This window comes from Bradyrhizobium guangdongense, assembly GCF_004114975.1.
In the GTDB taxonomy this organism is placed as follows: domain Bacteria; phylum Pseudomonadota; class Alphaproteobacteria; order Rhizobiales; family Xanthobacteraceae; genus Bradyrhizobium; species Bradyrhizobium guangdongense.
Genome location: NZ_CP030051.1, coordinates 613,262 through 638,843 on the forward strand (window position 1 = coordinate 613,262; position 25,582 = coordinate 638,843).

At 64.8% G+C, this 25,582-nt stretch carries 23 protein-coding genes; 12 read left to right on the forward strand and 11 right to left on the reverse strand.

Going from position 1 to position 25,582, the window contains the following annotated elements:
* Window positions 1-21: 21 nt before the first annotated feature.
* From X265_RS02915 to X265_RS02925, 3 genes are all read right to left on the reverse strand, one after another.
* Window positions 22-432: a (deoxy)nucleoside triphosphate pyrophosphohydrolase gene (locus X265_RS02915; protein ID WP_128963562.1), complete on the reverse strand. Its 411-nt coding sequence runs from the start codon at window positions 430-432 to the stop codon at window positions 22-24.
* A gap of 5 nt (window positions 433-437) precedes the next feature.
* Window positions 438-1,679 (reverse strand): bifunctional glutamate N-acetyltransferase/amino-acid acetyltransferase ArgJ, encoded by a 1,242-nt coding sequence (gene argJ, locus X265_RS02920; protein WP_128963563.1) that lies wholly within the window; start codon window positions 1,677-1,679, stop codon window positions 438-440.
* Window positions 1,680-1,781: 102 nt separating this feature from the next.
* A complete protein-coding gene (locus X265_RS02925) occupies window positions 1,782-2,717 on the reverse strand; it encodes a peptidylprolyl isomerase (protein WP_128963564.1) in 936 nt (311 codons plus the stop codon).
* A gap of 353 nt (window positions 2,718-3,070) precedes the next feature.
* On the opposite strand from X265_RS02925, the gene secA reads away from it, so the two are divergent.
* On the forward strand, window positions 3,071-5,911 hold the full coding sequence (gene secA, locus X265_RS02930) for a preprotein translocase subunit SecA (protein ID WP_128963565.1): 2,841 nt from the start codon (window positions 3,071-3,073) through the stop codon (window positions 5,909-5,911).
* Window positions 5,912-6,127: 216 nt separating this feature from the next.
* Here the strand turns inward: secA and X265_RS02935 are convergent, their stop codons facing one another.
* A complete protein-coding gene (locus tag X265_RS02935; protein WP_092293089.1) occupies window positions 6,128-6,562 on the reverse strand; it encodes a MarR family winged helix-turn-helix transcriptional regulator in 435 nt (144 codons plus the stop codon).
* 179 nt (window positions 6,563-6,741) lie between these two features.
* Between X265_RS02935 and X265_RS02940 the strand changes: the two genes are divergently transcribed.
* From X265_RS02940 to X265_RS02970, 7 genes are all read left to right on the forward strand, one after another.
* Window positions 6,742-7,926: a substrate-binding domain-containing protein gene (locus tag X265_RS02940; protein WP_128963566.1), complete on the forward strand. Its 1,185-nt coding sequence runs from the start codon at window positions 6,742-6,744 to the stop codon at window positions 7,924-7,926.
* A gap of 162 nt (window positions 7,927-8,088) precedes the next feature.
* Window positions 8,089-9,603 (forward strand): amidase, encoded by a 1,515-nt coding sequence (locus tag X265_RS02945; protein WP_128963567.1) that lies wholly within the window; start codon window positions 8,089-8,091, stop codon window positions 9,601-9,603.
* A gap of 37 nt (window positions 9,604-9,640) precedes the next feature.
* Window positions 9,641-10,498 carry a branched-chain amino acid ABC transporter permease gene (locus tag X265_RS02950; protein WP_128963568.1) on the forward strand — a complete coding sequence of 286 codons (858 nt, stop codon included), beginning with the start codon at window positions 9,641-9,643 and terminating at the stop codon, window positions 10,496-10,498.
* Window positions 10,499-10,502: 4 nt separating this feature from the next.
* On the forward strand, window positions 10,503-11,717 hold the full coding sequence (locus X265_RS02955; protein ID WP_128963569.1) for a substrate-binding protein: 1,215 nt from the start codon (window positions 10,503-10,505) through the stop codon (window positions 11,715-11,717).
* A gap of 6 nt (window positions 11,718-11,723) precedes the next feature.
* A complete protein-coding gene (locus X265_RS02960) occupies window positions 11,724-12,821 on the forward strand; it encodes a branched-chain amino acid ABC transporter permease (RefSeq protein WP_128963570.1) in 1,098 nt (365 codons plus the stop codon).
* Window positions 12,808-13,542: an ABC transporter ATP-binding protein gene (locus tag X265_RS02965; RefSeq protein ID WP_128963571.1), complete on the forward strand. Its 735-nt coding sequence runs from the start codon at window positions 12,808-12,810 to the stop codon at window positions 13,540-13,542. The genes X265_RS02960 and X265_RS02965 overlap by 14 nt, the downstream gene beginning before the upstream one ends.
* Window positions 13,535-14,230 (forward strand): ABC transporter ATP-binding protein, encoded by a 696-nt coding sequence (locus X265_RS02970; RefSeq protein ID WP_128963572.1) that lies wholly within the window; start codon window positions 13,535-13,537, stop codon window positions 14,228-14,230. Before X265_RS02965 ends, X265_RS02970 begins: the two co-directional genes overlap by 8 nt.
* A 97-nt stretch (window positions 14,231-14,327) precedes the next feature.
* On the opposite strand, the gene X265_RS02975 is transcribed toward X265_RS02970, so the two are convergent.
* The 4 genes from X265_RS02975 to X265_RS02990 all read right to left on the reverse strand — a co-directional run bounded on the left by X265_RS02975 (window position 14,328) and on the right by X265_RS02990 (window position 18,698).
* Window positions 14,328-15,866 carry a L,D-transpeptidase family protein gene (locus X265_RS02975; protein ID WP_164938402.1) on the reverse strand — a complete coding sequence of 513 codons (1,539 nt, stop codon included), beginning with the start codon at window positions 15,864-15,866 and terminating at the stop codon, window positions 14,328-14,330.
* A 419-nt stretch (window positions 15,867-16,285) separates the two neighbouring features.
* Entirely contained in the window at window positions 16,286-17,248 is a 963-nt protein-coding gene (locus X265_RS02980) for an acetyl-CoA carboxylase carboxyltransferase subunit alpha (protein WP_128963574.1), read from the reverse strand.
* A gap of 317 nt (window positions 17,249-17,565) precedes the next feature.
* Complete coding sequence (gene xerD, locus X265_RS02985) at window positions 17,566-18,534, reverse strand: site-specific tyrosine recombinase XerD (RefSeq protein WP_128963575.1); 969 nt, start codon at window positions 18,532-18,534, stop codon at window positions 17,566-17,568.
* Between the two features lie 17 nt (window positions 18,535-18,551).
* The gene (locus tag X265_RS02990) at window positions 18,552-18,698 is read right to left on the reverse strand and encodes a hypothetical protein (RefSeq protein ID WP_035669499.1); all 147 of its coding nucleotides are present in this window, start codon (window positions 18,696-18,698) and stop codon (window positions 18,552-18,554) included.
* Between the two features lie 171 nt (window positions 18,699-18,869).
* Between X265_RS02990 and X265_RS02995 the strand changes: the two genes are divergently transcribed.
* From X265_RS02995 to X265_RS03005, 3 genes are read left to right on the forward strand one after another with little or no spacing between them, the layout of a single operon-like run.
* Complete coding sequence (locus X265_RS02995) at window positions 18,870-19,493, forward strand: shikimate kinase (RefSeq protein WP_164938403.1); 624 nt, start codon at window positions 18,870-18,872, stop codon at window positions 19,491-19,493.
* Window positions 19,490-20,638 carry a 3-dehydroquinate synthase gene (aroB, locus tag X265_RS03000; RefSeq protein ID WP_128963577.1) on the forward strand — a complete coding sequence of 383 codons (1,149 nt, stop codon included), beginning with the start codon at window positions 19,490-19,492 and terminating at the stop codon, window positions 20,636-20,638. Before X265_RS02995 ends, aroB begins: the two co-directional genes overlap by 4 nt.
* A 30-nt stretch (window positions 20,639-20,668) precedes the next feature.
* Entirely contained in the window at window positions 20,669-21,973 is a 1,305-nt protein-coding gene (locus X265_RS03005) for an HlyC/CorC family transporter (RefSeq protein ID WP_128963578.1), read from the forward strand.
* Window positions 21,974-22,136: 163 nt separating this feature from the next.
* Here the strand turns inward: X265_RS03005 and X265_RS03010 are convergent, their stop codons facing one another.
* Window positions 22,137-22,406, reverse strand: coding sequence for a BolA family protein (locus X265_RS03010; protein ID WP_128969116.1), 270 nt, complete (start codon window positions 22,404-22,406; stop codon window positions 22,137-22,139).
* A 107-nt stretch (window positions 22,407-22,513) separates the two neighbouring features.
* Here X265_RS03010 and X265_RS03015 point away from each other — a divergent pair, with 107 nt between their 5' ends.
* Entirely contained in the window at window positions 22,514-23,146 is a 633-nt protein-coding gene (locus X265_RS03015) for a J domain-containing protein (RefSeq protein WP_128963579.1), read from the forward strand.
* A gap of 102 nt (window positions 23,147-23,248) precedes the next feature.
* Here the strand turns inward: X265_RS03015 and X265_RS03020 are convergent, their stop codons facing one another.
* Both X265_RS03020 and X265_RS03025 read right to left on the reverse strand, forming a co-directional pair.
* A complete protein-coding gene (locus tag X265_RS03020) occupies window positions 23,249-24,289 on the reverse strand; it encodes a sensor histidine kinase (RefSeq protein WP_164938404.1) in 1,041 nt (346 codons plus the stop codon).
* A gap of 163 nt (window positions 24,290-24,452) precedes the next feature.
* Entirely contained in the window at window positions 24,453-25,547 is a 1,095-nt protein-coding gene (locus tag X265_RS03025) for a citrate synthase/methylcitrate synthase (RefSeq protein ID WP_128963581.1), read from the reverse strand.
* Window positions 25,548-25,582: the final 35 nt, after the last annotated feature.

Below are 25,582 nucleotides of genomic sequence, written 5' to 3' on the forward strand. Positions count from 1 at the left end.
AGAGAGTGGCGACAGCCCCTCTCACATCAGCAAATCGATCAAGTGCGGGATCAGCGGAATGTCCGCAGGCGGCATCGGATAGTCGCGCAGCTTGTTGGCCCGGACCCAGGCGAGGGTCTGGCCTTCGCGGGCCGTGACCAGCCCTTCCCAGCGCCGGCAGATGTAAAGCGGCATTAGCAGATGAAAGGTCTCGTAGCCGTAGCTCGCGAAGGTCAGCGGCGCCAGGCACGGCTCGGCGACGGTGATGCCGAGCTCCTCGTGGAGTTCGCGGATCAGGCTCTGCTCCGGCCGCTCGCCGGGTTCACACTTGCCGCCGGGAAATTCCCAGAGGCCTGCGAGCGTCTTGCCCTCCGGGCGCTGCGCGATCAGGACGCGCTTGTCGGCGTCGACGAGCGCACAGGCCACCACCAGTGTGAGCTTGAGATCCGCCATGATCCCTAGGACCGGTAATCACCGTTGATCGCGACATATTCCTTGGTGAGGTCGCAGGTCAGCACGCGGTCGCGGCCCTTGCCGAGGCCGAGCGAGACCTTAATCGCGATCTCCGGCGCCTTCATCGCTTCCGACACCTGGGCTTCGTCATAGGATGGATCGCGCGCGCCGCTCTTGGCGACGCGGATGCCGTTGAAGGAGATCGACAGCTTGTCGCGATCGGCCGGCTCGCCGGCCTTGCCAACCGCCATCACCACGCGGCCCCAATTGGCGTCCTCGCCGGCGATTGCGGTCTTCACCAGCGGTGAGTTGGCGATCGACATGGCGATTTTGCGGGCGGAGGCCTTGGTCTTGGCGCCCTCGACGGTGATCTCGACCAGCTTGCGTGCGCCTTCGCCGTCGCGGGCGACCTGCTCGGAGAGATTGGCGAGGATCTGGTTGAAAGCTTTCACAAAGGCCTTCAGGCGCGGATCGCTGGCACGGCTGATCTTGGGCGCACCGTGCGCGGCGGCCGCACCCGTCGCGAAGGCCAGCAGCGTGTCCGAGGTCGAGGTGTCGCCGTCGATCGTGACCGCGTTGAAGGTGTCCTCGACGCCGGCCTTGAGCAACGCCTGGAGCGCAGCGGGCGCGATCGGCGCGTCCGTGAAGATGAAGGACAGCATCGTCGCCATGTCGGGCGCGATCATGCCGGCGCCCTTGGCCATACCGTTGATGGTGACCTTGGCCTTGCCGAGCTTCACGGTCGCGGTCGCGACCTTGGGGAATGTGTCGGTGGTCATGATCGCCTTGGCGGCCGCAAGGTAATCGCCTGCTTCCGCTGCTACGGCGAGACGTCCCAGCACGCCGTCGAACTTGGTCGCGTCCAGCGGCTCGCCGATCACGCCGGTCGAAGCCAGGAAAATCTCGCTTTCGCTGCAGCCGACCGCCTTGGCCGCGATCTTCGCGGTCAGCGCGGTCGAGGCACGTCCGGTCTTGCCGGTGAAGGCATTGGCATTGCCGGAGTTGACGACCAGCGCGCGGGCCTTGCCGCCCTTCAACTTGGCGCGACACCATTCGACCGGCGCGGACGGACACTTCGACTTGGTGAAGACGCCGGCGACGGAGGTGCCCTTGTCCATGATCGCCAGCAGCACGTCGGTGCGGTTCTTGTAGCGGATGCCGGCCTCGGCCGTCGCGAGACGGACGCCCGCGATCACGGGCATATCAGGAACGTTCTTCGGAGCGAGCGGGGAGACGGCTGAGGACATCGCGGGGTGCCTTGGTGAGGTCTGGATATGCAGATGGCCGGGCGATGCCCGGCCATTGCGATGCTTAGATACTCTTGGCGTCAGCGAAGTGACAGCAAATTCTTACTTCTTGGCGGGAGGCGCCATCTTGCTGTCGGCCGGCTTGGCATCGGCAGGCTTGGTCGCTTCGGCCGGCTTGGCGTCCTTGGACGCGTCAGCCTGGTCCATCCGCTCGACCTTGGCATCCGCGCGGAGCTTGGCGACGTAGTCGGCCTGGGCCTTGCGGGTGACGTACTGCTCGATCTGGGGCTTGACCTGCTCGAAGTCGGGCGCCTTGCGATTCCGCTTTTCCTCGACCTTGATGACGTGCCAGCCGAACTGCGACTTCACGGGGTCGGAGATCTTGCCCGGCTCCAGCGCGAACGCGACCGCCGAGAATTCCGGCACCATCTGTTCCTTGGTGAAGAAGCCGAGGTCGCCGCCATCGGCGGAGCCCGGATCCTTGGACTTCTTCTTGGCGAGTTCGGCGAAATCGGCGCCCTTGTCGAGCTCGGCCTTCACCGCCTTGGCCTCGTCCTCGGTCTCGACCAGGATGTGGCGGGCGCGCACTTCCTGCTCGCCGGTGATCTGCTTGGACGCCTCCTCATAGACCTTCTTCATCGCATCGGGGGTCGTGGCGGCCTTGCCCTCGTTGGCGAGCAGGCTGTCCATCAGCAGGCGGTTGCGGGCGAACGCCATCCGCTTCTTGAACTCGTCGCTGTCGGCGACCTTCTTGTCCTCGGCGGCCTTGGCCACGATCTTCATGTCGATCAGGAACGACAAGACGTTCTCGTCCTTGGTCGCCGGATCCATCTGGGCGAGGCTCGGTCCGAGCTCCTCCTCGGCCATGGTGACGTCGCTCTTCTTGATTTCAGCGCCATTGACCTTGGCCAGAACGGGATCGTCGGCCGCCCGGAGCGGGCCCGCGAACGCCAGGCACAGCGCCAGGGCCAGGGAGCCAGCCAGGGCGGACGCATGGCGAAAACGCTGGCCGGTGGTTACCGGGAACGAGGTGGTCATGGAAAATCCTTATGTTGAAGCGGGGGCTGCTTGAGCGGGGCGGACACTCGCCCAATTCAGGGGGCCTTGGCAACGCGAAAAGTCTGTCAAAATGATGAATTAGCTGCAATATGCCCGCCGTTGACAAGGCCCTGACCGGGCCATATCTCTGCGCGGTCGCGACCATGGCGATGGCGTTTATTTTGCTGCGTTTTTGGCCGTTGAACCCAGACTAGCCCACTTCCCACCCATATGGCGGATGAGCCCCGAAAGTCCGGGCTCTGGCGCCGGAAGGCGTCACGGTGAGTTGATAGGCCGGAGGGTGACAACTTTCTTAGGCCAACGCGGTTAAATCGCGAACACAGGAACTAGGCATGATCGGCGCGCTCGCCCGCAAGTTTTTCGGCTCCGCCAACGACCGGCGGGTGAAGGGATACCAGTCCCGCATCAACGCGATCAACGCGCTGGAGCCCGAGCTAGCCAAACTCTCCGACGAGGCGCTCAAGGCCCGCACCGCCGAGTTCAAGAAGCAGCTTGCCGAAGGCAAGACGCTGGATGACCTGCTCGTGCCCGCCTTCGCGACCGTGCGGGAGGCGGCCAAGCGCACGCTCGGCCAGCGCCATTTCGACGTCCAGCTGATCGGCGGCATGGTGCTTCATGAGGGCGACATCGCCGAGATGAAGACCGGCGAAGGCAAGACGCTGGTCGCAACGCTCGCGGTCTACCTCAATGCGCTCGCCGGCAAGGGCGTCCACGTCGTCACCGTCAACGACTATCTCGCCCGCCGCGACTCCGGCTGGATGGGCCAGATCTACGGCTTCCTCGGCATGACCACGGGCGTGATCGTCCACGGCCTCGACGACGCCGAGCGCAAGGCGGCCTATGCCTGCGACATCACCTACGGCACCAACAACGAATACGGCTTCGATTATCTGCGCGACAACATGAAGTACCGGCTCGAGGACATGGTCCAGCGGCCGCACTTCTTCGCCATCGTCGACGAGGTCGACTCCATCCTGATCGACGAAGCGCGCACGCCGCTGATCATCTCCGGCCCGCTCGACGATCGCTCGGACTTCTACAACACCATCGACAGCTTCCTGCCGAAGCTCGACAAGACCGATTACGAGGTCGACGAGAAGCAGCGCACCGTGACGCTGACCGAAGGCGGCATGGAGAAGATCGAGACGCTGCTGCGCGACGCCGGCCAGCTCAAGGGCGAGTCGCTCTACGACGTCGAGAACGTCTCCGTCGTGCACCACATCAACCAGGCGCTGCGCGCCCACACGCTGTTCACCCGCGACAAGGACTACATCGTCCGCGACAACGAGGTCGTCATCATCGACGAGTTCACCGGACGCATGATGCCGGGCCGCCGCTATTCGGAAGGTCTGCATCAGGCACTGGAAGCCAAGGAGCACGTCCAGGTCCAGCCCGAGAACCAGACGCTGGCCTCGATCACCTTCCAGAACTATTTCCGCATGTACGAGAAGCTGGCGGGCATGACCGGCACGGCCGCGACCGAAGCGGACGAACTGTTCGACATCTACAAGCTCGAGGTCGTGGAGATCCCGACCAATCTGTCGATCGCGCGCCTCGACGAGGACGACGAGGTCTACCGGACGCAAAAGGAAAAATACCAGGCGATCCTCGCCGAGATCGAGCGCGCGAACGCGCGGCTCCAGCCGGTGCTGGTCGGTACCGCCTCGATCGAGAAGTCGGAAGTGCTGGCCGAATTCCTGAAGCAGAACGGCTACAAGCAGATCGATTTCGGCAAGGAGAACGCGCTCGACAAGCTCTATGCCGCGGCCCGCGCCGGCAAGCCGGCAAAGCTGTTCGCAGTGCTGAATGCGCGCTTCCACGAGCAGGAAGCCTATATCGTGGCGGAGGCCGGCGTGCCCGGCGCGATCACGATCGCGACCAACATGGCCGGCCGTGGTACCGACATCAAGCTCGGCGGCTCGCTGGAAATGCGCCTCCAGCAGGAGACCGCAGGCATCGAGGACGAGGCCGAGAAGGCGAAAAAGATCGAGCAGATCAAGGCCGACATCGCGCACTTCCGCGATCTCGTGCTGAAGGCGGAAGAGACCGTCGAGGTCGAGCCGGCGAAGGGTTCGAAGCCGGCCAAGACCGTGAAGAAGCCCGGCGGCCTCTACATCATCGGCTCCGAGCGGCATGAATCCCGCCGCATCGACAACCAGCTGCGCGGCCGTTCCGGCCGTCAGGGCGACCCCGGCCGCTCGAAATTCTTCCTTTCGCTGGAAGACGATCTGATGCGCATCTTCGGCTCGGATCGCCTCGACAGCATGCTGCAGCGTCTCGGCCTGCAAGAGGGCGAGGCGATCATCCATCCTTGGATCAACAAGGCACTGGAGAAGGCGCAGCAGAAGGTCGAGGCCCGCAACTTCGACATCCGCAAGAACCTCTTGAAGTTCGACAACGTCCAGAACGACCAGCGCAAGGTGATCTTCGACCAGCGCGTCGACCTGATGAAGGACGACAGCGTGGCGGAGACCGTCACCGACATGCGCCACGCCTTCATCGACGATCTCGTCGCCAAGCACGTGCCCGAGCATGCCTATGCCGAGCAGTGGGACACAGCCGGCCTGAAGGACGAATTGAGGCGCGTGCTCGATCTGGACCTGCCGGTCGACGACTGGGCCAAGGAAGAGGGCATCGCCGACGAGGAGCTGCTCAAGCGCATCGAGACCAAGGCCGACGAGCACATGGCGGCCAAGGTCGCGCAATGGGGCCCCGACGTGATGCGCTACGTCGAGAAGACCATCCTGCTCCAGACGCTCGACCATCTCTGGCGCGAGCACCTGATCATGCTCGATCATCTGCGCCAGGTCATCGGCCTGCGCGGCTACGGCCAGCGCGATCCCTTGCAGGAGTACAAGACCGAGGCCTTCAACCTCTTCCAGGAGATGAGCGCGCACTTGCGCGAAGCGGTCACTGCGCAGCTGATGCGGGTCGAGATCGTCCCGCCGGAGCAGGAAGCTCCCGTCCTGCCGCAGATGGAAGCGCACAAGTTCGATCCGAACACCGGCGAAGACGAAATGGCCCTCGCCAGCGTCACGCTGGCTCCGCAGCACACCGACGCCGCGCTGCGCGACCCGAAGAACCCGGCAAGCTGGGGCAAGGTCGGCCGCAACGAGGACTGCCCGTGCGGCTCAGGCAAGAAGTTCAAGCACTGCCACGGGCGGTACGCTTAAGGCGTGAAAGCTGAGGCGTGACGTTGGCGGCCTCACTCTCCACCGTCGTCGCCCGGCCAGTGCGCAATTGCGCACCAGGACCGGGCGACCAAAATACGCCGCGGCTTCTCGGCCTCAATCACCTCAGCCTCTGGAATACTGGATCGCCCGATTAAATCGGGCGATGACAGCTGAGCGTGGGGTGCGCGATTTTCGCAACCGCTGCGCGCCCGCGCCTCAATTCGAGCTGTCGATCAAGCTCTCCAGCAGCCGCTTCAATTCGCTGGTCGACTTGTCGCCGTAGCTCTCCAGGATGTGCTCTTCCTGGTCCACTGCGAGCGAGTTGAGCTTCTTGGACAGCACCTTGCCGCGGTCGGAGATGAACATCAGCACCTTGCGGCGGTCGTTGGGGTCCTGCACGCGATAGACCAGCGCGTCGGAGACCATGCGGTCGATCATCTTGGTCAGCGTCGGATGGTTGAGCAGCACCGCGTCCGCAAGCTCGCCCATCGAATGGCCGTCGCCGTCCGACAACACTTTCAGGATGCGCCATTGTTCGACGGGAACGCCCTCCTTGCTCAGGCGCAGCTCCAACTGCCGGTTGATCTCCCGGTTGGCTTGCGCGAGCAGGTAGGCGAGGTGTTCGGTGATGGGAGCGTTCGATTTTGCCACGGCTAAGACTTCGTCTTGACCCGAATGAGTGAATGTCTTGCAATCAATGCTGCATCTATATGCACTTCAATTGTTGAATATTCAATATTTTCAAAATAGGATCATTGCCCAACAAAAGGGCGGATGCCGGGGCCGCCTGCTCAACGTGCTTTCAGGTCTGGTGCCAGACAGGAGTTGGCGTGCGCACGACGGTAAACTTCCCGGCTCACGGCGGTCCGGCGTTGCCGCCGTCCCTGCTGTTCAGGAATCTGTCGTCATTGGCGGCTGACGGCGCGCTATTGCCGAGCGATCATGCCCTGTTCAAACGGCGAGGCGCCAACAAGCTGCGCGTCGGCGGCTTCATCTGCTGCACCGGATCGCCTGGCGTGTGGGGGCCCTGCGCCACCAACAGCGCACAGCTTGCAGTCGCCGAGATCAACAAGCGCGGCGGCATTCTCTGCCGCGAGCTCGAACTGTCGATCTACGATGCCGGCGGGCCGCTCGACGAGGTGCTGAATCGCGCCGAGCAGGCCATCGCGTTCGACGAGGTCGACCTGATCCTGGGCCTGCACACCAGCGCGGTCCGTGTCGGCCTGCGCGACGTCACCACGCGGCATCGCATCCCCTATATCTACACGCCGGTCTATGAAGGCGGCGAGCGCACGCCGGGCGTGATGGCGATCGGCGAGACGCCGCGCTGGCAGAGCCGGCCGTCGATCCATTGGCTTGCCGACGTCAAGAAGGCGCAGCGCTGGTACCTGATCGGCAGCGACTACGTCTGGCCCTGGCAATCGCATCGCGCCGTGAAGAACTACATCAGGGAGACCGGCGGTTACGTCGTCGGCGAGGAGTTCGTTCCGCTCGGCGAGGACAATCACGAGCCGCATCTGGCGCGCATCCGTGCCGCGCGGCCCGACGTGGTGCTGATCTCGCTGATCGGCACCGACAGCAGCACCTTCAACCGCGCCTTCGGCGAATGCGGCCTCGGCGCCACCACGCTGCGGCTTGCGGGGGCCATGGACGACACCGTGCTGCTCGGCATCGGCGCCGACAACAGCGAGAACCTGTTCTGCGCCTCCGGCTATTTCACCGGCACAGGCGCGCGCGCCAATGACGACTTCCAGAGCCGCTACCGCGCGATGTTCGGCCCGAATGCGCCGCCGATCGGCTCGGTCGGCCAATCCGCATACGAAGGCCTGCGCTTTCTCGAAGCGGTGGCCAACAAGGCTCGCACATTGGCGATGGCGCCGATGCTCGCAGCCGGCCGCAATATCGTCTACAGCGGCGCGCGCGGACCGGTCACCGTCCGCAACGGGCACGCGCGGATGCCGATGCATCTCGCTGAAGCCGACGGTCTCGATTTCAGACTGATCAAGCCGATCTGATCCGCGAAGCCGCCTGCGGACGCGCCTTTGCAAAATAATACTTGAAAAGGAAAATATTTCCGTTTTGAATGTATGTGCGAGGCCGGTGGTGCGCGCGTCGTGCCGGGGCGGCCCCGCCCAAACTTTCCAAGGACTCGCTTCAAGAAACTTCAGGAGAGCGCCGTGACAGTTGCCCTTCCCACGCCAGCCCAGCTTCGCAGCGTCGCCGCGCAGTGCGGCCTTTCGCTGACCGACGACGATGTCGCCTCGTTCCGCGGCCTGATGCAGGGCTCGATCGAGGCCTACAATCTGGTGGCCGCGATGCCGGACGAGGTGCCGGAGGTGAAATATCCGCGCACGCCGGGCCATCGGCCGTCGCCGGAAGAGAATCCGCGCAACGCCTGGTACCGCAAATCCATGGTGAAGGGCGCGGCGAGCGGCAAGCTCAAGGGCAAGACCGTCGCGCTGAAGGACAACATCATGCTGGCCGGCGTGCCCATGACGAACGGTTCGTCGACGCTGGAAGGCTACGTGCCCGATTTTGACGCGACCATCGTCACGCGCATGCTGGATGCCGGCGCCGAGATCGTCGGCAAAACCCATTGCGAGCACTTCTGCCTCTCCGGAGGCAGCCACACCGGCTCCTATGGTCCGGTGCACAATCCTCACAAGATGGGCTACTCGGCCGGCGGCTCGTCTTCGGGCTCCGGGGTCGTCGTCGCGCTCGGCGAGGTCGATATGGCGATCGGCGGCGACCAGGGCGGCTCGATTCGCATGCCGTCCTCGTTCTGCGGCATCTACGGCATGAAGCCGACCTGGGGCCTCGTGCCCTATACCGGGATCATGCCGATCGAGATCTATGTCGATCATACCGGCCCGATGACAGGGACGGTTGCCGACAACGCGCTGCTGCTCGAAGTGCTCGCCGGTGACGATGGCTACGATCCCCGCATCAAGGCACCCAAGGTCGAGGAATACACCAAGGCGCTCGGCCAGGGCGTCAAAGGCATGAAGATCGGCATCCTCAAGGAAGGTTTTGAGCAGCCGGGCGCAGAGGCTGCGGTGAACGAGAGCGTCCGCGAAGCGGCGAAGCGATTCAAGGATCTCGGCGCCAGCGTCGAGACGGTATCGGTCCCGATGCATCTGCTGGGCGGTGCGATCTGGACCCCGATCGGCACCGAAGGTCTGACCCAGACCATGATGTTCGGCGACGGCTACGGCCTTTCCCGCGGCGATCTCTATTCGACGTCGCTGATGGATTTCCATCGTGGCTGGCGCCGCCAGGCCGATTCGCTGTCCGAGACCACGAAATTGTTCATGATGCTCGGCACCTACATCAACAACAACTTTGGTCCGCGCTTCTACGGCAAGGCGTTGAACATCTCGCGGCGGCTCACGGCCGCCTACGACAAGGCGCTCGGCGATTACGACCTCCTCCTGCTGCCGACGACGCCCATGAAGGCGACCAGGCTGCCGGAGCCGACCGCCAGCCGCGAGGAGTATGTCGCACGCGCGCTGGAGATGATCTCCAACACTGCGCCGTTCGACATCACCCATCATCCCGCGATGTCGCTGCCCTGCGGCATGATCGACGGCCTGCCGGCCGGCTTGATGCTGGTCGGTCGCATGTTCGAGGAATCCACCATCTACCGCGCCGCGCATGCCTTCGAGCAGATCGGCGACTGGAAGAAGATGTGAGGGGGAGACGCAATGCAGGCGGACGGGACAGCATCGTATGGCTAACGCGTTCGTCGCGGCCTTCGAAATCCTGAGCTTCGGCGCGATCATCGTCCTGATCGTGCTGGGGCTCGGGATCATCGCCAGCATGATGGGCATCTTCAACTTCGCGCAGGGCGAGTTCGTCCTGCTCGGGGCCTACATCACCTATCTCGCCTACGCCAAGGGCCTGCCGATTTGGGCCGGCATGGTCGCCGCGCCCTTCCTGGTCGGCGGGCTCGGCTTCGTGCTGGAGGCGCTGATCATCCGCCGCTTCTACGCCGCGCCGATCGTGGCCATGCTCGGCACTTACGCGCTCGGCCTGATCATCCGCGAATCCGTGCGCGGGCTGATCGGCGGCTTCTATCTCACCGTGCCCGAGCCGATCGGCGGCTCGATCGACATCGGCACCATGCACATCTCGGCGTGGCGCTTCACCATCATCGTCATCACGCTCCTGGTCATGGCGGGCTGCTATCTGTTGCTGTCGCGCACCAGCTTCGGCTTGCGGATGCGCGCCACGCTGGAAAATCCGTCGCTGGCGCGGGCCTCGGGCATTTCCACGCCTCTGATGTACGGCGCCACTTTCGCGTTCGGCTCGGCGCTCGCCGGCCTTGCCGGCGCGCTGATCGTGCCCGTGTTCAGCCTCTATGCCGATCTCGGCATCCGCTTCCTGATCCAGGGTTTCGTCGCCGTCATGGTCGGTGGCGTCGGCTCCTTCATCGGCCCTGTCGCCGGCGCCGGAGTGATCGGCACGCTCAGCGCCGCGCTGCCCTGGATCATGGCGCCTGTGGTCGCCGATGTCCTCGTCTTCGTCCTTGCCATTGCCTTCATCAAGTTCCGGCCGCAGGGCCTCATCGCTGGAAAAGGGGTTTAGTCATATGTTTGATGGTCAGCTCTCGCGCCGCCGCTTCCTGTCCAATTTCGCCTTCGCGTCCGGCGCGGTCGCAACCGGGGTAGGCAGCTGGGTGATTCCCGCGCCCTGGGCCAACGCTGCCGAAGCTCCGATCAAGGTCGGCATCGCGACCGACCTCACCGGCCCGATCGCCTATGCAGGCAATGCCGACGCCAATGTCGCCAAGATGGTGATCAAGGAGGTCAATGCCTCGGGCGGCCTGCTCGGCCGTCCGCTCGAGCTCTACATCGAGGACACCGCGTCGAACGAATCGGTGGCGGTCGGCAACGTGCGCAAGCTGATCCAGCGCGACAAGGTCGACATGGTGCTGGGCGGCATCACCTCGTCGATGCGCAATGCGATCAAGGACCCGATCGTGGCGCGCGGCAAGACGCTCTACATCTATCCGCAGCTCTACGAAGGCAAGGAGTGCACGCCTTACCTGTTCTGCACCGGGCCGACGCCGGCGCAGCAATGCGACGAGTTCATCCCCTGGCTGATCAAGAACGGCGGCAAGAAGTTCGCGCTGCCGAGCGCGAATTATGTCTGGCCGCACACGCTCAACGTCTATGCCCGCAAGGTGATCGAGGCCAACGGCGGCGAGGTCGTGTTCGAAGAGTACTATCCGCTCGACCAGATCGACTTCTCCGCGACAGTCAACCGCATCATCTCCAACAAGGTCGACGTCGTCTTCAACACCGTCATCCCGCCCGGCGTCGGTCCGTTCTTCAAGCAGCTCTATGAAGCGGGCTTCCTCAAGAATGGCGGGCGGCTGGCCTGCGTCTACTATGACGAGAACACGCTCAACATCAATCAGGCGAACGAGATCGAAGGGCTCGCCAGTTGCCTCGATTATTTCAAGGTGCTGACCAAGGAGAACCCGTTCGACGCGAAGATCCAGGCGGCTTACGAGAAGGATTTTCCGGGCAACTTCCTGTTTGCCGCCGGTAGTGCCGCGACCGGCACTTATCGCGGCCTCAAGTTGTGGGAAGCCGCCGTCAAGGAAGCCGGCAAGATCGATCGTGAATCGGTCGCCGCTGCGCTCGATCATGCCAAGATCGCCGAAGGCCCGGGCGGGCCGGCCGAGATGGTGCCCGGCAAGCGCCACTGCAAGATGAAGATGTACACCGCGGTCGCCAAGGGCGGGAATTACGAGATCGTCGCGCGCAGCGAGGGTCTGGTCGACCCCAAGGAATGCTGAGGCGGAATGCCGAAGTCGATGAGTGTGCTAAGAGAGGCCATCGCTGGCGACGAAGCGGACGACGCGATGGCTGAACGCGTGGCAGCGGGACAGGCCAGACAACACGTCAAGGCAAGACGAAAAGTCCTGCCCATCGTGGAGGGCGTGGTGCTCGTCGCGGCGCTGCTCGCCCCGCTGGTGCTGCAGGACTATCTCACGGTGTTCGCAACGCGCGTGATCATCCTTGCGCTGTTCGCGCTGTCGTTCGACCTGGTCTGGGGCTATGCCGGCATCATGAGCTTTGGCCAGGCGCTGTTTTTCGGCTCGGCCGGTTATGGCGTCGCGCTGCTCGCCCGCGACTTGGACATCACCAACATCTTCCTGGTACTGCCTGCGGGCACGCTGATCGGCCTGACCTTCGCACTGCTGCTCGGCGGCTTCCTGCTGCTGGGCCGGCATCCCTCCAGCGTGATCTTCGTCTCGCTGGGCACGCTCACCGGCTCCTACGCCGCCGACCGCCTGGCGCGCGGCTGGTATTATCTCGGCGGCCAGAACGGCATTCCCTCGATCGCGCCGATGACATCAGGTGGTTATGAATTCTCGGAGGGGCCGGCGTTCTATTATCTCGTGCTCGGCATCCTCGTCGTGGTCTATCTGCTCTGCCGTTTCCTGGTGCGCTCGCAGTTCGGCCTTGCGCTCGCAGGCCTGCGCGAGAACGAGCAGCGCATCGCCTTCTTCGGCTACAAGGCGCAGCATTTGAAGGCGATCATCTTCGCGATCGGCGGCGCCATCGCCGGCCTTGCCGGCAGCCTCTATGCCTTCCACGAAGGCTTTGTCTGGCCCAACATGGTCGGCGTCGTGGTCTCGACGCAGGTCGTGCTCTACGTGCTGTTCGGCGGCTCCGGCACGCTGATCGGCGCCGTCATCGGCACCGTCATCGTCGAGGGCGTCAGCTTCTGGCTGTCGGACAATTACCGCGACATCTGGCCAATTATTTTGGGCGTGTTGCTGCTGCTGGTGATCCTGTTCCGGCCGCTAGGTCTGATCAGCTTCGTGCTCGGCGAGCGCGAGCGGGTCGGCAGCTTCGGTGCCAAGATCAAGGGGAAGCAAAATGCCGCTCCTTGAGGCCGCGGGCGTCTCGAAGATTTTCGGCAAGCTCACCGCGCTCGATGGCGCAGCGCTCACCGTCGGGGAGAACGAGTTTCACGGCCTGATCGGCCCGAACGGCTCGGGCAAGAGCACGCTGATGAAATGCATCGCCGGCGCCGAAGTGCCGACGCGGGGCAAGGTCAGCTTCGTCAATACCGACATCACCGCCTTCACGCCGACCGAGCGGGCGCGAGCCGGCATGAGCCTGAAATTCCAGATCACATCGGTGCTGCCCTCGCTGACGCTCTACGACAACATCCTGCTGGCGCTCCAGGCGCAGTCCTTGCTGCTCGATCTCGTGTTCTCGCGCACGCGCGGCGCGCTGCACGACCAGGTCATGACCATGTTGACGCAATTCCGGCTCGCCGACCGCGCTTTCGAAGCGGCGGCCGCGCTCTCGCACGGCCAGCAGCAATGGCTGGAGATCGCGATGGCGCTCGCGGGCAAGCCGAAGCTTCTGCTGCTCGACGAGCCCACCGGCGGGATGAGCCTGGAGGAGCGCCGTGTCACCGGCGAACTGCTCCAGCCGATCAAGAAACATTGCTCGCTGGTCATCGTCGAGCACGACCTCGATTTCATCCGTGACATCTGCGACCGATTGACCGTGCTCGACCAGGGCAGGGTGCTGGCCTCAGGCACCGTGTCGGAGATCCAGGCCAACCCGTCCGTCCAGGAGATCTATCTGCGCCGTGCCTGAATTTTTGGACATCAAGCATCTCGACGCCGGCTATGGCCGCAGCCAGGTCCTGTTCGACGTCAGCCTCGGCATCCCCTGGCGCGGCGGCGTCGCCGTGCTCGGGCGCAACGGCGCCGGCAAGACCACGCTGATGAAGACCATCGTCGGCGAACTGCCGGCGTGGAAAGGCGAGGTCGGCTTCGACGGCCGCGACATCAGCCGCCGCCGGCCCGAGGAACGGGTGCGTGCCGGGATCGGCTATGTGCCGCAGGAGCATTCGGTGTTCGCGCGCCTGTCGGTGCGCGACAATCTCGCGGTCGGCTCGCTCTTCAACAAGGATGCGACCGAGGTCGACCGCGTGCTGGCGATCTTCCCAAAACTCGGCCAGCGCCTCGACCAGCCCGCCGGCACGCTGTCCGGCGGCGAGCGCAAGATGCTCGCCATCGGCCGCGCCATGCTTGGCGATCCGAAGCTGCTATTGCTCGACGAGCCGACCGAAGGCGTCTGGATCGGCGTGATCGAGGAGATCACCGAGCGCCTGATCGAGCTCGCCAGGAGCATCGCCGTCATCATCGTCGAGCAGCACCTCGACCTCGCACTCCGCGTTGCCGACTATGCCTATGTGCTGGACCGCGGCCGCGTCGCGCTGCAGGGCGAAGCGGGCGAGGTGAGGGGCAATCCGGAATTGATGCGGTACCTGGCGCCGTAGGATTTGGCGAAGCCGCCGCTCTTGCCCAGAACTCAACTGTCATGTCCCGGCTTCGCGGGCGGGGACCGCGGAGCGCCTTTCGAGGGCGAACCCGCGCCTACTTCACAGCGCTAAAGCGGTTGTCGAACGAGTTCGACGACACGACAGGTGCGGCGCCAGCGAGCTGGCCAACGCCGCTACCCGTTACATTACCCGCACTCTCGTTCACCGACGGCTTCAGCGCGGGCCGCGTTGCGGCGACCTTGGTCTCGGCGGGCTTGGCCGGCTCGGCGGATTTGGCGGCAACGGCGGGCTTGTCCTTGGCGGCCTCGTGGTGGCCCGGCACGAACCTCGTCACGGCGGCCTTCAGCCGCGACGCTGCGGTCGTCGGCGTCGTGGCGGGAGCGACGGACGCGGTCGCTTGCGGCGGCGACGTGGTCGCCGTCGCGTCGGCGGTGCCAAAGCCCATCTTGTGGCCGAGATTGGAGAAGAAGCCGCCGGACTTCTCTGCGGGCGCTGCGGTCGCGACGCGGGTGTTGCTCGGGGACGTGCTGACGGCGACGACCGGCTCTTCCTGCGGCGCGGCTGCCACCGCGTCGATATTCGGCTTCGGCGGATTGACGGTGCCGGGGATGGTGCCGGGCGCCTTCGACATCGCCAGCATCTGCAGCGTATTGCCTTCGGCGCCTTCCGACAGGCCGGTCGAGCCTTCCGGAATCTTGGAGGCGAAGATCTTGTTCATGCCGCCGTCGATGCCGGTGTTCAGGCGTGCCACCGGCGTGCCCTTGGCGACGAGCTTGTTGTACTCGGCCTCGTCGCGCTGCTCCTTCTCGCGCACGGCGCTGGCGATCTCCTCGGGGATCACATAGGCCGGGCACTTGGCGGAGGCGTCGAATACCGGATCGCGCTTCGCGTCGGGCGCCTTGGCCGCGTCGAACACGTACTTCTTCTCGCAGAAATCGACCTTCGGCTCCTGCCGCGTCACCTCGAAATGATCATAGCCTTCCTTGATCATCCGCCAGAACGGCATGTTCGGGTTGTTGCGGTGCTTGGCCATGTTCACCGGCGTCATCCGGAACGGATAGGCCTGGAACTGGAACGCCTTCTGGCCGCCGAAGAAGGACTCGCGGCCGAGCGAATAAATCTCCGCGATCTGCTCGTCCGTCATCGCGTAGCAGCCGCGCGAGGAGCAATCGCCGTGCACCATCAGCTGCGAGCCGGTGCGGCCCAGCGCCTTGTCGAAGGCGTTCGGGAAGCCGGTGTTGAACGAGAGGTAATAGGCCGATTGCGGATTCATCTGGCTCGGATTGATCGAGTAGAATCCTTCCGGCGCCTGGCGGTCGCCTTCGCGCACCTTCGGGCCGAGGTCGCCCGACCAGCGGCAGATCGGATAGGTCTTGAGCAGCGCGAACTGGCCGTTGCGGGTCTGCTTCCAGACCTCGAGCTCGGCCTCCTGCTTGAACAGGCGGATCAGGATCGGCGATTGCAGGTCCATGTCCTTCTCGGCCATCGCGGCGACGAGCTTGGGCGAGACCGGCTGGTTGGCCTTGGCGTTGGTCGCCAGCGACACCTGATCGGTGTCGCAGCCGGCCAGCACAACGCTGGCGGCAAGCGCAACCGAAGCCAAGAGCGCGCGAGCAAGCGAACGAGAATTCAAGATGGACCCCACAACGTGCCGGGCGGAAGCGCGAACCCCGATTTCTTGGAGCATGGCCTGACCGGAAAGCCCGGCACTGTCAGTCCACGCCCCAGCGCTTATGCCCTGAAGCCATTGATTAAAATTCTAACCTCCGCACCTTGGGGTCGCAACCCGAGCTGACATCACGAGCCCGTTGGCCCAGAGGCGTGGTCAACAGAGACTTAAAACTGGCCGGAACTTGGACTTTGCAGCGAAACCGGTAATGAGATCGCCGATTTGGGCAAAAAAAGGGTTAACGGGGGGTTACCGGGGCGGTCTGGAGCGAGGTGCCGTAGGGTGCAAAGGCGCGCTTGCGCCGTGCCGACCACTTGTCTCCTTACGCGAATTTGGTGGGCACGCTTCGCTTTGCCCACCCTACACACCGGAATCCGTTCGAATCAGCCCAGTTTCCGGCCGATCTCGAGGAATTTCTGCCGGCGCTGCTTGCGGATGGCATCGCCGTCCATGCCGCGGAGCTCGTCGAACGCCTTGGCGATGGCGTCCCCTGTCGTGGCGATCATGGCAGCGGGGTCGCGGTGGGCGCCGCCGACCGGCTCCTTCAGGATCGCGTCGATCACCCCGAACCGGAGCATGTCCTGGGCGGTGATCTTCATGTTATTGGCGGCTTCCTGCGCCTTGCTGCCGTCGCGCCAGAGGATGGAGGAGGCGGCTTCCGGCGAGATCACGCTGTAGATCGCGTGCTCCAGCATCAAGACCTTGTTGGCGGTGGTGATCGCGATCGCGCCGCCCGACATGCCCTCGCCGGTGATGATGGCGACGTTCGGCACGGTCAACGCCATGCAGGCATCGGTCGAGCGCGCGATGGCTTCGGCTTGTCCCCGCTCCTCGGCGCCGATGCCGGGATAGGCGCCGGCGGAATCGGCGAGCGACAGCACGGGCAGGCCGAACCGCTCAGCCATCTCCATCAGCCGCACGCATTTGCGATAGCCTTCCGGCCGCGCCATGCCGAAATTGTGCTTGATGCGGCTCTCGGTGGAATCGCCCTTTTCCTGGCCCATCACGCAGATCGGCTCGCCGCGGAAACGGCCGAAGCCCGCGACCAGCGCCTCGTCCTCGCCGAACTTGCGGTCGCCGGCGAGCGGAGTGAATTCGGTGATCAGGCCCTTGATGAAGTCGTTGAAATGCGGCCGCTGCGGATGCCGCGCCACCAGCGTCTTCTGCCACGGCGTCAGGTTTTGATAGAGGTCGGCCAGCGCCTGCGCCGCCTTGTCCTCGATCCGGCCGATCTCCTCGGCGATGTCGGTGCCGGAGGCAGCCAACGTCCTGAGCTCGTCGACCTTGGAGTCGAGCTCGGCGACGGGCTTTTCGAAGTCGAGATAGCTGCGCATCTGGTCTGGCATCGTTTCAATATAGGGGGACGGGGCGAGAGAGCGAAGCGAGGTTGGGGCCGCGGAAAGAAGTGTAGCGTCTTCAATGAGTTGGCTTGTATGCTGTGAACAGCCTGCCAAATCAATCGTGAGGCCTCGGCTCTTTCTGCGGAGATGTGGCCGAAGTCAAGGCGGTTGGTTCACCTCTCCCGCTTGCGGGAGAGGCCGGCGCGAAGCGCCGGGTGAGGGTTCTTTCCTCTTGGGGAGTGTCCCCGGTGCGGAAACACCCTCTCCCCAGCTCTCCCCCGCAAGCGGGGGAGGGAGCGCACCCGCGCGCAGGGCACGGACACCTACTTCTCCGCCAGCGGGTGCAGGTCGCGCACCAGGCTCTTCAGCCGCTCCTCGACCACATGGGTGTAGATCTGGGTGGTCGAGATGTCGGTATGGCCGAGCAGGGTCTGCACGATGCGCAAATCGGCGCCGTTGTGGAGCAAGTGGCTGGCAAAGGCGTGCCGCAGCACGTGCGGGGAGACGAGCCGGGCCTGCAGGCCCGAGGCAACCGCGAGCTCCTTCAAGTCGCGGGCGAAATGTTGCCGCGTCAGGTGACCGCTCTCGCCGAAGGAGGGAAACAGCCATTTCGAGGCGGCGAGGCTGCCCTTCTTCTCGCCCTTTGCGGCCTCCGTCGCGGCGAGATAATCCGCCATGGCCTGGCGCGAGGCCTCGTTCAGCGGCACTAGGCGCTCCTTGTCGCCCTTGCCGCGCACCACGATCATGCGCGCGTCGCGCTTCGCCGCCGAGCGCGGCAGCGATACCAGCTCGGAGACGCGCAGGCCCGTGGCGTAGAGCACCTCGAGCAGACAATAGAGCCGCAAGGCCCGCAACCGCTGCGACGGCGAGGCGTCCGCCGCCTCGCTCATTTCCTTGGCGCGCCGGAGCATGCGGTCGACATCTGATATCGACAGCACCTTCGGCAGGCCGCGGCCGCGCTTGGGGCCTGACAGGATTGCGGCGGGATCTTCGGTCCGGATGCGCTCGTTCAGCAGAAAGCGGAACAGATGCCGCATCGCCGACAGCCGCCGCGCGACGCTGGAGGATTTGAAGCCGCGCGCATCGAGATCGCCGAGATAGTCGCGCAGGATTTGCGTCTCCGCGTCCACAAAGCTGTGGCCGACGCGGCCGAGAAACTCGGAGAAATCGGTGAGGTCGCGCCTGTAGGCATCGAGCGTGTTGGGCCCGGCGCCCTGTTCCGCCGCGAGCATGTCGAGGAACAGGCCGGTGAGCTTGGCGTCCGAGGGCTTGCTGGCGGAGGATTTGCGCATGCCCTTCAGGCTAGCTCCTATTTCTTGAGAAATTTATCCGGCGGGATCGTCACCGTCATTTCCCGCGGCTTCGGATTGACGAAGTTGGCCAGCGCGAACACCACGCCATAGACGATGCCGGCGATCACGGCGACGACCGTCAGGAAGCGGAACAGGCTGGGCATCGGGCAAGGTCTCGAGGAGGGTCTTGAACGGGCAAATTAACCAATGAAATCATCCAACATGTTCGCCGGGTCATAGCAAGAGTCCTCTGGCGAGGGCCCCGAGGGGGTCGTATAGGTGGCCCGGATGCCGCCTTTGGCGGCAGATCGAGCGGGATGCAATCGAGCCAAATCATGTCCGACGCCGTGTTGCCAGCACAAGCGAGCCCCGAGGCCGACATCCTGTCGGCGCTCGGAACACGCTCGATCGTGCTGGTCGGCATGATGGGCGTCGGCAAATCGACCATCGGCCGCCGCATGGCGGCACGCCTCAAGCTGCCCTTCGTCGACGCCGACACCGAGATCGAGGCGGCGGCCGGCATGACCATACCGGAGATCTTCGAGCGCCATGGCGAGCCGCATTTCCGCGACGGCGAGGCGCGGGTGATCGCGCGCCTGCTCGACGGCGGACCGGTGGTGCTGGCGACCGGCGGTGGCGCCTTCATGCGCGAGGAGACGCGGGGGCGCATCGCGGCCAAGGCGATCTCGATCTGGCTCAAGGCCGACCACGACGTCATCATGCGCCGCGTGCGCCGCCGTGCCGACCGTCCGCTGCTGCAGACCGCCGACCCGGAGGGAACCGTGACGCGCCTGCTCACCGAGCGCGAGCCGGTCTACAGCCATGCCGACCTCACCATCGCCTCGCGCGATGTGCCGCATGACCGGATCGTCGATGAGACCATCGCAACGCTGCACGCTTATCTCTGCGGCGAGCCGGCCGCCCAACCTCCTGCCGACGTTGCGAGTGCCGTTCGATGACCGCGCCCCTGAAGCATTCCGACCCCATCAACGTCGATGTCGCGCTCGGTGATCGCGCCTATGACATCGTCATCGGCCGCGGCGTGCTGTCCTCGCTCGGCGAACGCGTTGCCGCATTGCGTCCCGGTGTGCGCACCGCCATCGTCACCGACCGCACCGTCGCAAAATACTGGTTGGAGCCGACCGAGGCTTCGCTTGCCGCCGCCGGCATTCCAACGTCACGTGTCGTGGTGGAGGAAGGCGAGATCTCCAAAACCTATGCGGGGCTGGAAAGAGTCAGCGAAGCCCTGATCGCCGCCAGGATCGAGCGCAACGATCTGGTCATCGCGCTCGGCGGCGGCGTCGTCGGCGATCTCGCCGGCTTTGCTGCGGCGATCCTGCGTCGCGGCGTCGATTTCGTGCAGGTGCCGACCTCGCTGCTGGCGCAGGTCGATTCCAGCGTCGGCGGCAAGACCGGCATCAACTCGCCGCAGGGCAAGAACCTGCTAGGGGCCTTCCACCAGCCGGTGCTGGTGATTGCCGATACCGCCGTGCTCGACACGCTGTCGCCGCGGCAATTCCGCGCAGGCTATGCCGAGGTCGCCAAATACGGCGTGCTCGGCGACGAGGCCTTCTTCACCTGGTTGGAGAAGAACCATGCCGACATCTTCAAGGGCGGCTCGGCGCGCGAGCACGCGATCGCGACCTCCTGCCGCGCCAAAGCAGGCGTCGTCTCGCGCGACGAGCGCGAGACCGGGGAGCGCGCGCTGCTCAATCTGGGCCACACGTTCGGCCACGCGTTGGAAGCCGCGACCGGTTTCTCCGATCGCCTGTTCCACGGCGAGGGCGTTGCGATCGGCATGACGCTGGCCGCACAGTTCTCGGCGAGGCTCGGCATGATGGGCGAGGCTGACGCCATCCGTGTCGAGCGTCACCTCATCGAGGCCGGCCTCCCGACGCGCCTGCAGGACATCGCCGGCTTCGCGCAGGAGGGCCTTGCCGATGCCGACGCGCTGATGGCGCTGATGGCGCAGGACAAGAAGGTCAAGCGCGGCAAGCTCACTTTCATCCTGCTGGAGGCGGTGGGGCGCGCCGTCATCGCCAGCGACGTCGAGCCGGCGCCGGTGCGCGACTTCCTGAAGGACAAGCTCGCTCTCAAGGCGTGATTGCGTGGCTGCATGGCTGTTGAGTGATTCATGGACTGGCTTGGCTTCACTATCGTCATCATCTGCCTGCTGGTGTCCGGTTTCTTCGCCGCGAGCGAGACCGCGCTGACCGGCGCTTCGCGCGCCAGCATGCTGCGGCTGTCCAAGCAGGGCAATCGCGACGCCGACGTCGTCTCGCAGCTGCTCGACATGCGCGAGCGCCTGATCGGCGCGCTGCTGCTGGGCAACAACATCGCCAATATCACGGCCTCCGCGCTCGCGACCTCGATCTTCACCGCCTGGTTCGGCGATGTCGGCGTGCTCTATGCCACCGGCGTGATGACGGCGCTGGTCGTGATCTTCGCGGAAGTGCTGCCCAAGACCATCGCCATCAACGCGCCTGACCGCATGGCGCTCGCCGTCGCGCGTCCGATGCGGCTGACGATGTACGTGCTGGGGCCGCTGCTGCGGGTGGTGGAAGTCATCGTGCGCCTGTTGATGCGCGGTTTCGGCCTCGCCGGCGAGCACCAGGCGATCCTGTCGCCGACCGAACGCCTGCGCGGCGCCGTCGACCTCTTGCATCACGAGGGCAAGGTCGAGAAGCAGGACCGCGACATGCTCGGCGGCCTGCTCGACCTGCGGGAGCTCCAGGTTTCCGACGTCATGATCCATCGCACCGAGATGATGATGATCAACGCCGATCTGCCGCCGGAGGAGCTGGTGCGCGAAGTGCTGGCGACCGAATACACCCGCATTCCGCTCTGGCGCGAGAAGCCGGAAAACATCATCGGCGTGCTCCACGCCAAGGACCTCCTGCGCGCGATCCGCGCCTCCGACGGCGACACCTCGCGCATCGACGTCTCCACCATCGCGCTGCCGCCGTGGTTCGTGCCGGAGATGCGCCCGGTGTCGGAGCAGCTCAAGGCATTCCGCCGGCGAAAAACCCATTTCGCACTGGTCGTCGACGAGTACGGCGAGGTCGAAGGTCTGGTGACGCTGGAAGACATTCTGGAAGAGATCGTCGGCGACATCTCCGATGAGCACGACGTCGTCGTCGCTGGCGTGCGCGCCCAGCCTGATGGTTCCGTCGTGGTCGACGGCTCGGTGCCGATCCGCGACCTCAACCGCGCCATGGACTGGCGCCTGCCCGATGAGGAAGCAACCACGGTTGCCGGTCTCGTGATTCACGAGGCGCGCTCGATTCCCGACCGCGGCCAGAGCTTCACCTTCCACGGCTTCCGCTTCCGCGTCCTCCGCCGCGAACGCAACCGCATCACCGCGCTCCGTATTTCACCGGTCCCGCGCGAAGCCGAGATGGAAGAGGCGAAGCCAAGACGGGCGGGGACGTCGTTCTGACGCAGCAGCTTTGGGCCGCTCAATATCGACGTCGTCGTGGCCGGGCTTGACCCGGCCATCCACATCTTACTTGCCGCATGAAGAACGTGGATGCCCGGGACAAGCCCGGGCATGACGGCTGTTTTTGACGAGCCGCGAAGCTCCTCAGGCGAGCGCGAAGGCCTCAGCCTTCCCCCGGCGCCTGCGCCTGGATCGCCAGCGCATGCACGCTGCCGGAGAGTTCCGCAGCCAGCGCCGAATTAATCATGCGATGGCGATCGACGCGGCTCTTCCCTTTGAAGGCTTCAGATACAATATAGACGCGGAAGTGCGTCTCGCCGCCCGGCCGATGACCGGCATGGCCCTCATGCAAATGTGACTCGTCGACGACTTGCAGGCTTTCCGGCGTGAAAGCTTCCTGCAACTTGTTGCTGATAGTGTCTCGCATAGCCATGTTGTGCCATTCGGGTGCAGAATTCGTTCTCCCGTTATTTGCCGGGTTTGCCGCTAATTGCAATGTCAAGACTTGAAGGTTTTTGCATTGCGTAGTCAAAGTCAGCCATGCCGATCGATTCATCAAAGTTCTTCGACTCCATCCGCGTGAAGCCGCGGGGCAAGCAGCCCGAAGCGAAGCCGCGCGAGACCGTGGTCGCCTGCGAGTGGGCCGGGTGTCAGAACAAGGGCGCGCACCGTGCGCCGAAGGGACGCGAGAACCAGCGCGAGTACTGGCACTTCTGCCTGGATCACGTGCGCGAATACAACCAGAACTACAATTTCTTCTCCGGCATGAATGCCGACGCCGTCGCGCGCTACCAGAAGGATGCGCTGACCGGCCATCGTCCGACCTGGAAGATGGGCGCCAATGGCGGCAAGAAGGGTGCGGAAGCCGAGATCGACATGGCGTCCGATCCGTTCAGCATGTTCAGCGAGATCAACGGGCGCGCGAGCTGGCGCAAGGGCCCCGAAGCGGAGCCCAAGCCGGAAACGCGCAAGGTGATGAATGCCGAGCGCAAGGCGCTTCAGGTCATGGGCCTGGGCCCCAGTGCCACGCTCGCCGACGTCAAGACCAAGTACAAGGCGCTGGTCAAGCAGCACCATCCCGACGCCAATGGCGGCGACCGCTCCACTGAGGATCGCCTGATCGAGATCATCAAGGCGTATAATTATCTGAAGACGGTGGTGCGGGAGGCCTAGGGCATGATCCGGAAAAGCATGAAACGGCTTTCCGGAAAGATCATGCTCACACAATGAGCGAAAGCTCGACCGCGGTTCGCCTCGGTCTCATCCCGGCTTGGTCTACGTTTGCGGCAAGGACAGTTCGCATAGCAGTCCTTCCGGGCGCCACTGCCGCGTCACCTTTCCCCGTAATGTCCGGACGATGCCGTCGACGGCGCCGATTCCAAAGCCCTTGCGCTTCGGCGGCTCGTTGACCCGGGGACCGCGGCTTTCCGACCAGCGCAGCACGAGAGGCTCCGCGCCATCGGTCTCCCAGCGAATCTCCAGCCGGCCCGAAGGCATCGACAGCGCACCATATTTGGCGGCGTTGGTCGCCAGTTCGTGCAGCGCGACCGCGATCGACTGCGCCAGAGTAGGCGGCAGATGCACGTCCTCTCCCGCGATTTTGATCCGCTCGCCGTCCGGGCTCGCGTACGGCCGCAGTTCTTCTTCCACGATGGTCTTCAGGTTCGCACCTGTCCAGCGCGAGGCAGAGAACAGTCGCTGCACGTTGGCAAGTGCGCTGAGCCGGCCCGCAAATGCGGCCTGAAACTCTTCAGCGGTATCCGCCTTCGTCAACCGCAGCATGGCCTGAGACACTGCAAGCAGATTGTTCGCGCGGTGGTCGACCTCGGATGTGAGCAGCATCATCCGCTGCTCGGCCTGCTTGCGAGAGGTGATGTCGACCAGCATGTTCACTGCGCCAACCAGTCGGCCACGCTCGTCCCGCAGCGGTGTCGGATATGGCAGGAACCAGATCCGGGAGCCGTCCGGCCGTTCCGCCACAGCCTCGACGTCGCGCACCGGCCGGTTCTCCTTGAGCGCGACGGCCATCGGGCATTCGTCGTGGGGAAGTGGCGTGCCGTCAGGAAGATAGAGCTTCCATGTCACGCACCACATCGCGCCGATTTCCGGCGTACGTCCGGCAAAGTGGATGCAGGCTTGATTGAAGAACGTGATGCGGCCGGTTGCATCGGTCGTGTAGATCGCGGCGGGCAGCGCCTGGAGCAGGTCCCGGAACCGCTTCTCGGACTCGGATCCAACCTCGATCCGGCTCGACGTATAGCCGGCGGCGATCTCGCCGATTCTGGCCTCCTCCGCATGTCCAAACAAGTCCAGCATTGCGTTCCTCTGCGGGGCCAGATCAGGCAATGCGCCGGATGCGCGTATGTTCCAGGGTGCTCGTTGACGATGTACCGGCTCCTTCAGCGATTTGATCAGGACGTCGCGTCCGACGGCGGAGCGCAGCTCCGCCGTCGCCCTTACTCTTGTTCGCCAAATCGTCTCACGCCTCCGGCATCGCCCCGACATAGGACGAGCTCGGCCGGATCAGCCGCCCGGTGCGCTGCTGCTCGCGCGCATGCGCGGTCCAGCCTGCGGCGCGCGCCACCGCGAAGATCGGCGTGAAGGCCTGGCGCGGGATCGCCAGCGCATCGAGCAGGATCGCGGTGAAGAACTCGACATTGGTCTCCAGCGGCCGCTCCGGATTCTTCTTGCGCAAGGCTGCGCGGATATAGGCCTCGACCTCGCCGGCAAACGGCAAATCGGTGCCGTTCGACGCAAGCGCCTCGACCGCGGTCTTGAGCACGTCGGCGCGTGGATCGCGGACGCGATAGACCCGGTGACCAAAGCCCATCATCCGCTCGCCGCGCGCCAGTGCTGCATCGACCCAGGGCTGGATGCGTTCGCGCGTGCCGATGGCGTCCAGCATTTCCAGCACCGGCTCCGGTGCGCCGCCATGCAGCGGGCCGGTCAGCGCGCAATAGCCGGCGGTGACGGCGGCGAACAGATCGGCCTGCGTCGAGGCCACCACGCGCGCGGTAAAGGTCGAAGCGTTCATGCCATGGTCGCTCGCGGTGACGAGATAGGCATCGAGCGCGGTGACTTCGCGCGCGGCCGGTGCGCGCCCGTGCAGCATGCGCAGCGTATCGGCGGCATGGCTGACGGTCGGATCGGGGGCGACCGGGTCGAGCCCTTTCGCGCGCCGGACCAGCGCGCCCGCAATGACCGGGAACGCGCCGACGATGGTCGCCTCGTGCTCGAGCCCGGGCTCGGCGCGAAGTCCCGCGACGGCGGCACGAAAGCCGTCGATGATGCCCATGCCTTGCGTCGCTGCCAGCAACTGCGGCAGGCGGGCAAAGGCGCGTTCGCGCGCCGCGCCCAGGCTTGCCCGGACACTGGCTTCGGTGAGGGCGATCTTGCTGGCGCCGTTCCAGAGCCGGGCGGTGACGCCCTCGAAACTGGAGACGGCGGCAAGGCGGCCGACATGCTCGCCGGCGATGATCAGTTCGCCGCGTTCGCCGTCGACATGGCTCAGCACCGTCTCGGCCGCGGGAACGCCGTCCAGCCCGATCTGGCTTTTGGTGAGGTGGATGTTCATGGCCCAATCTCCCTTTTTGCACTGCACGAAGAGAA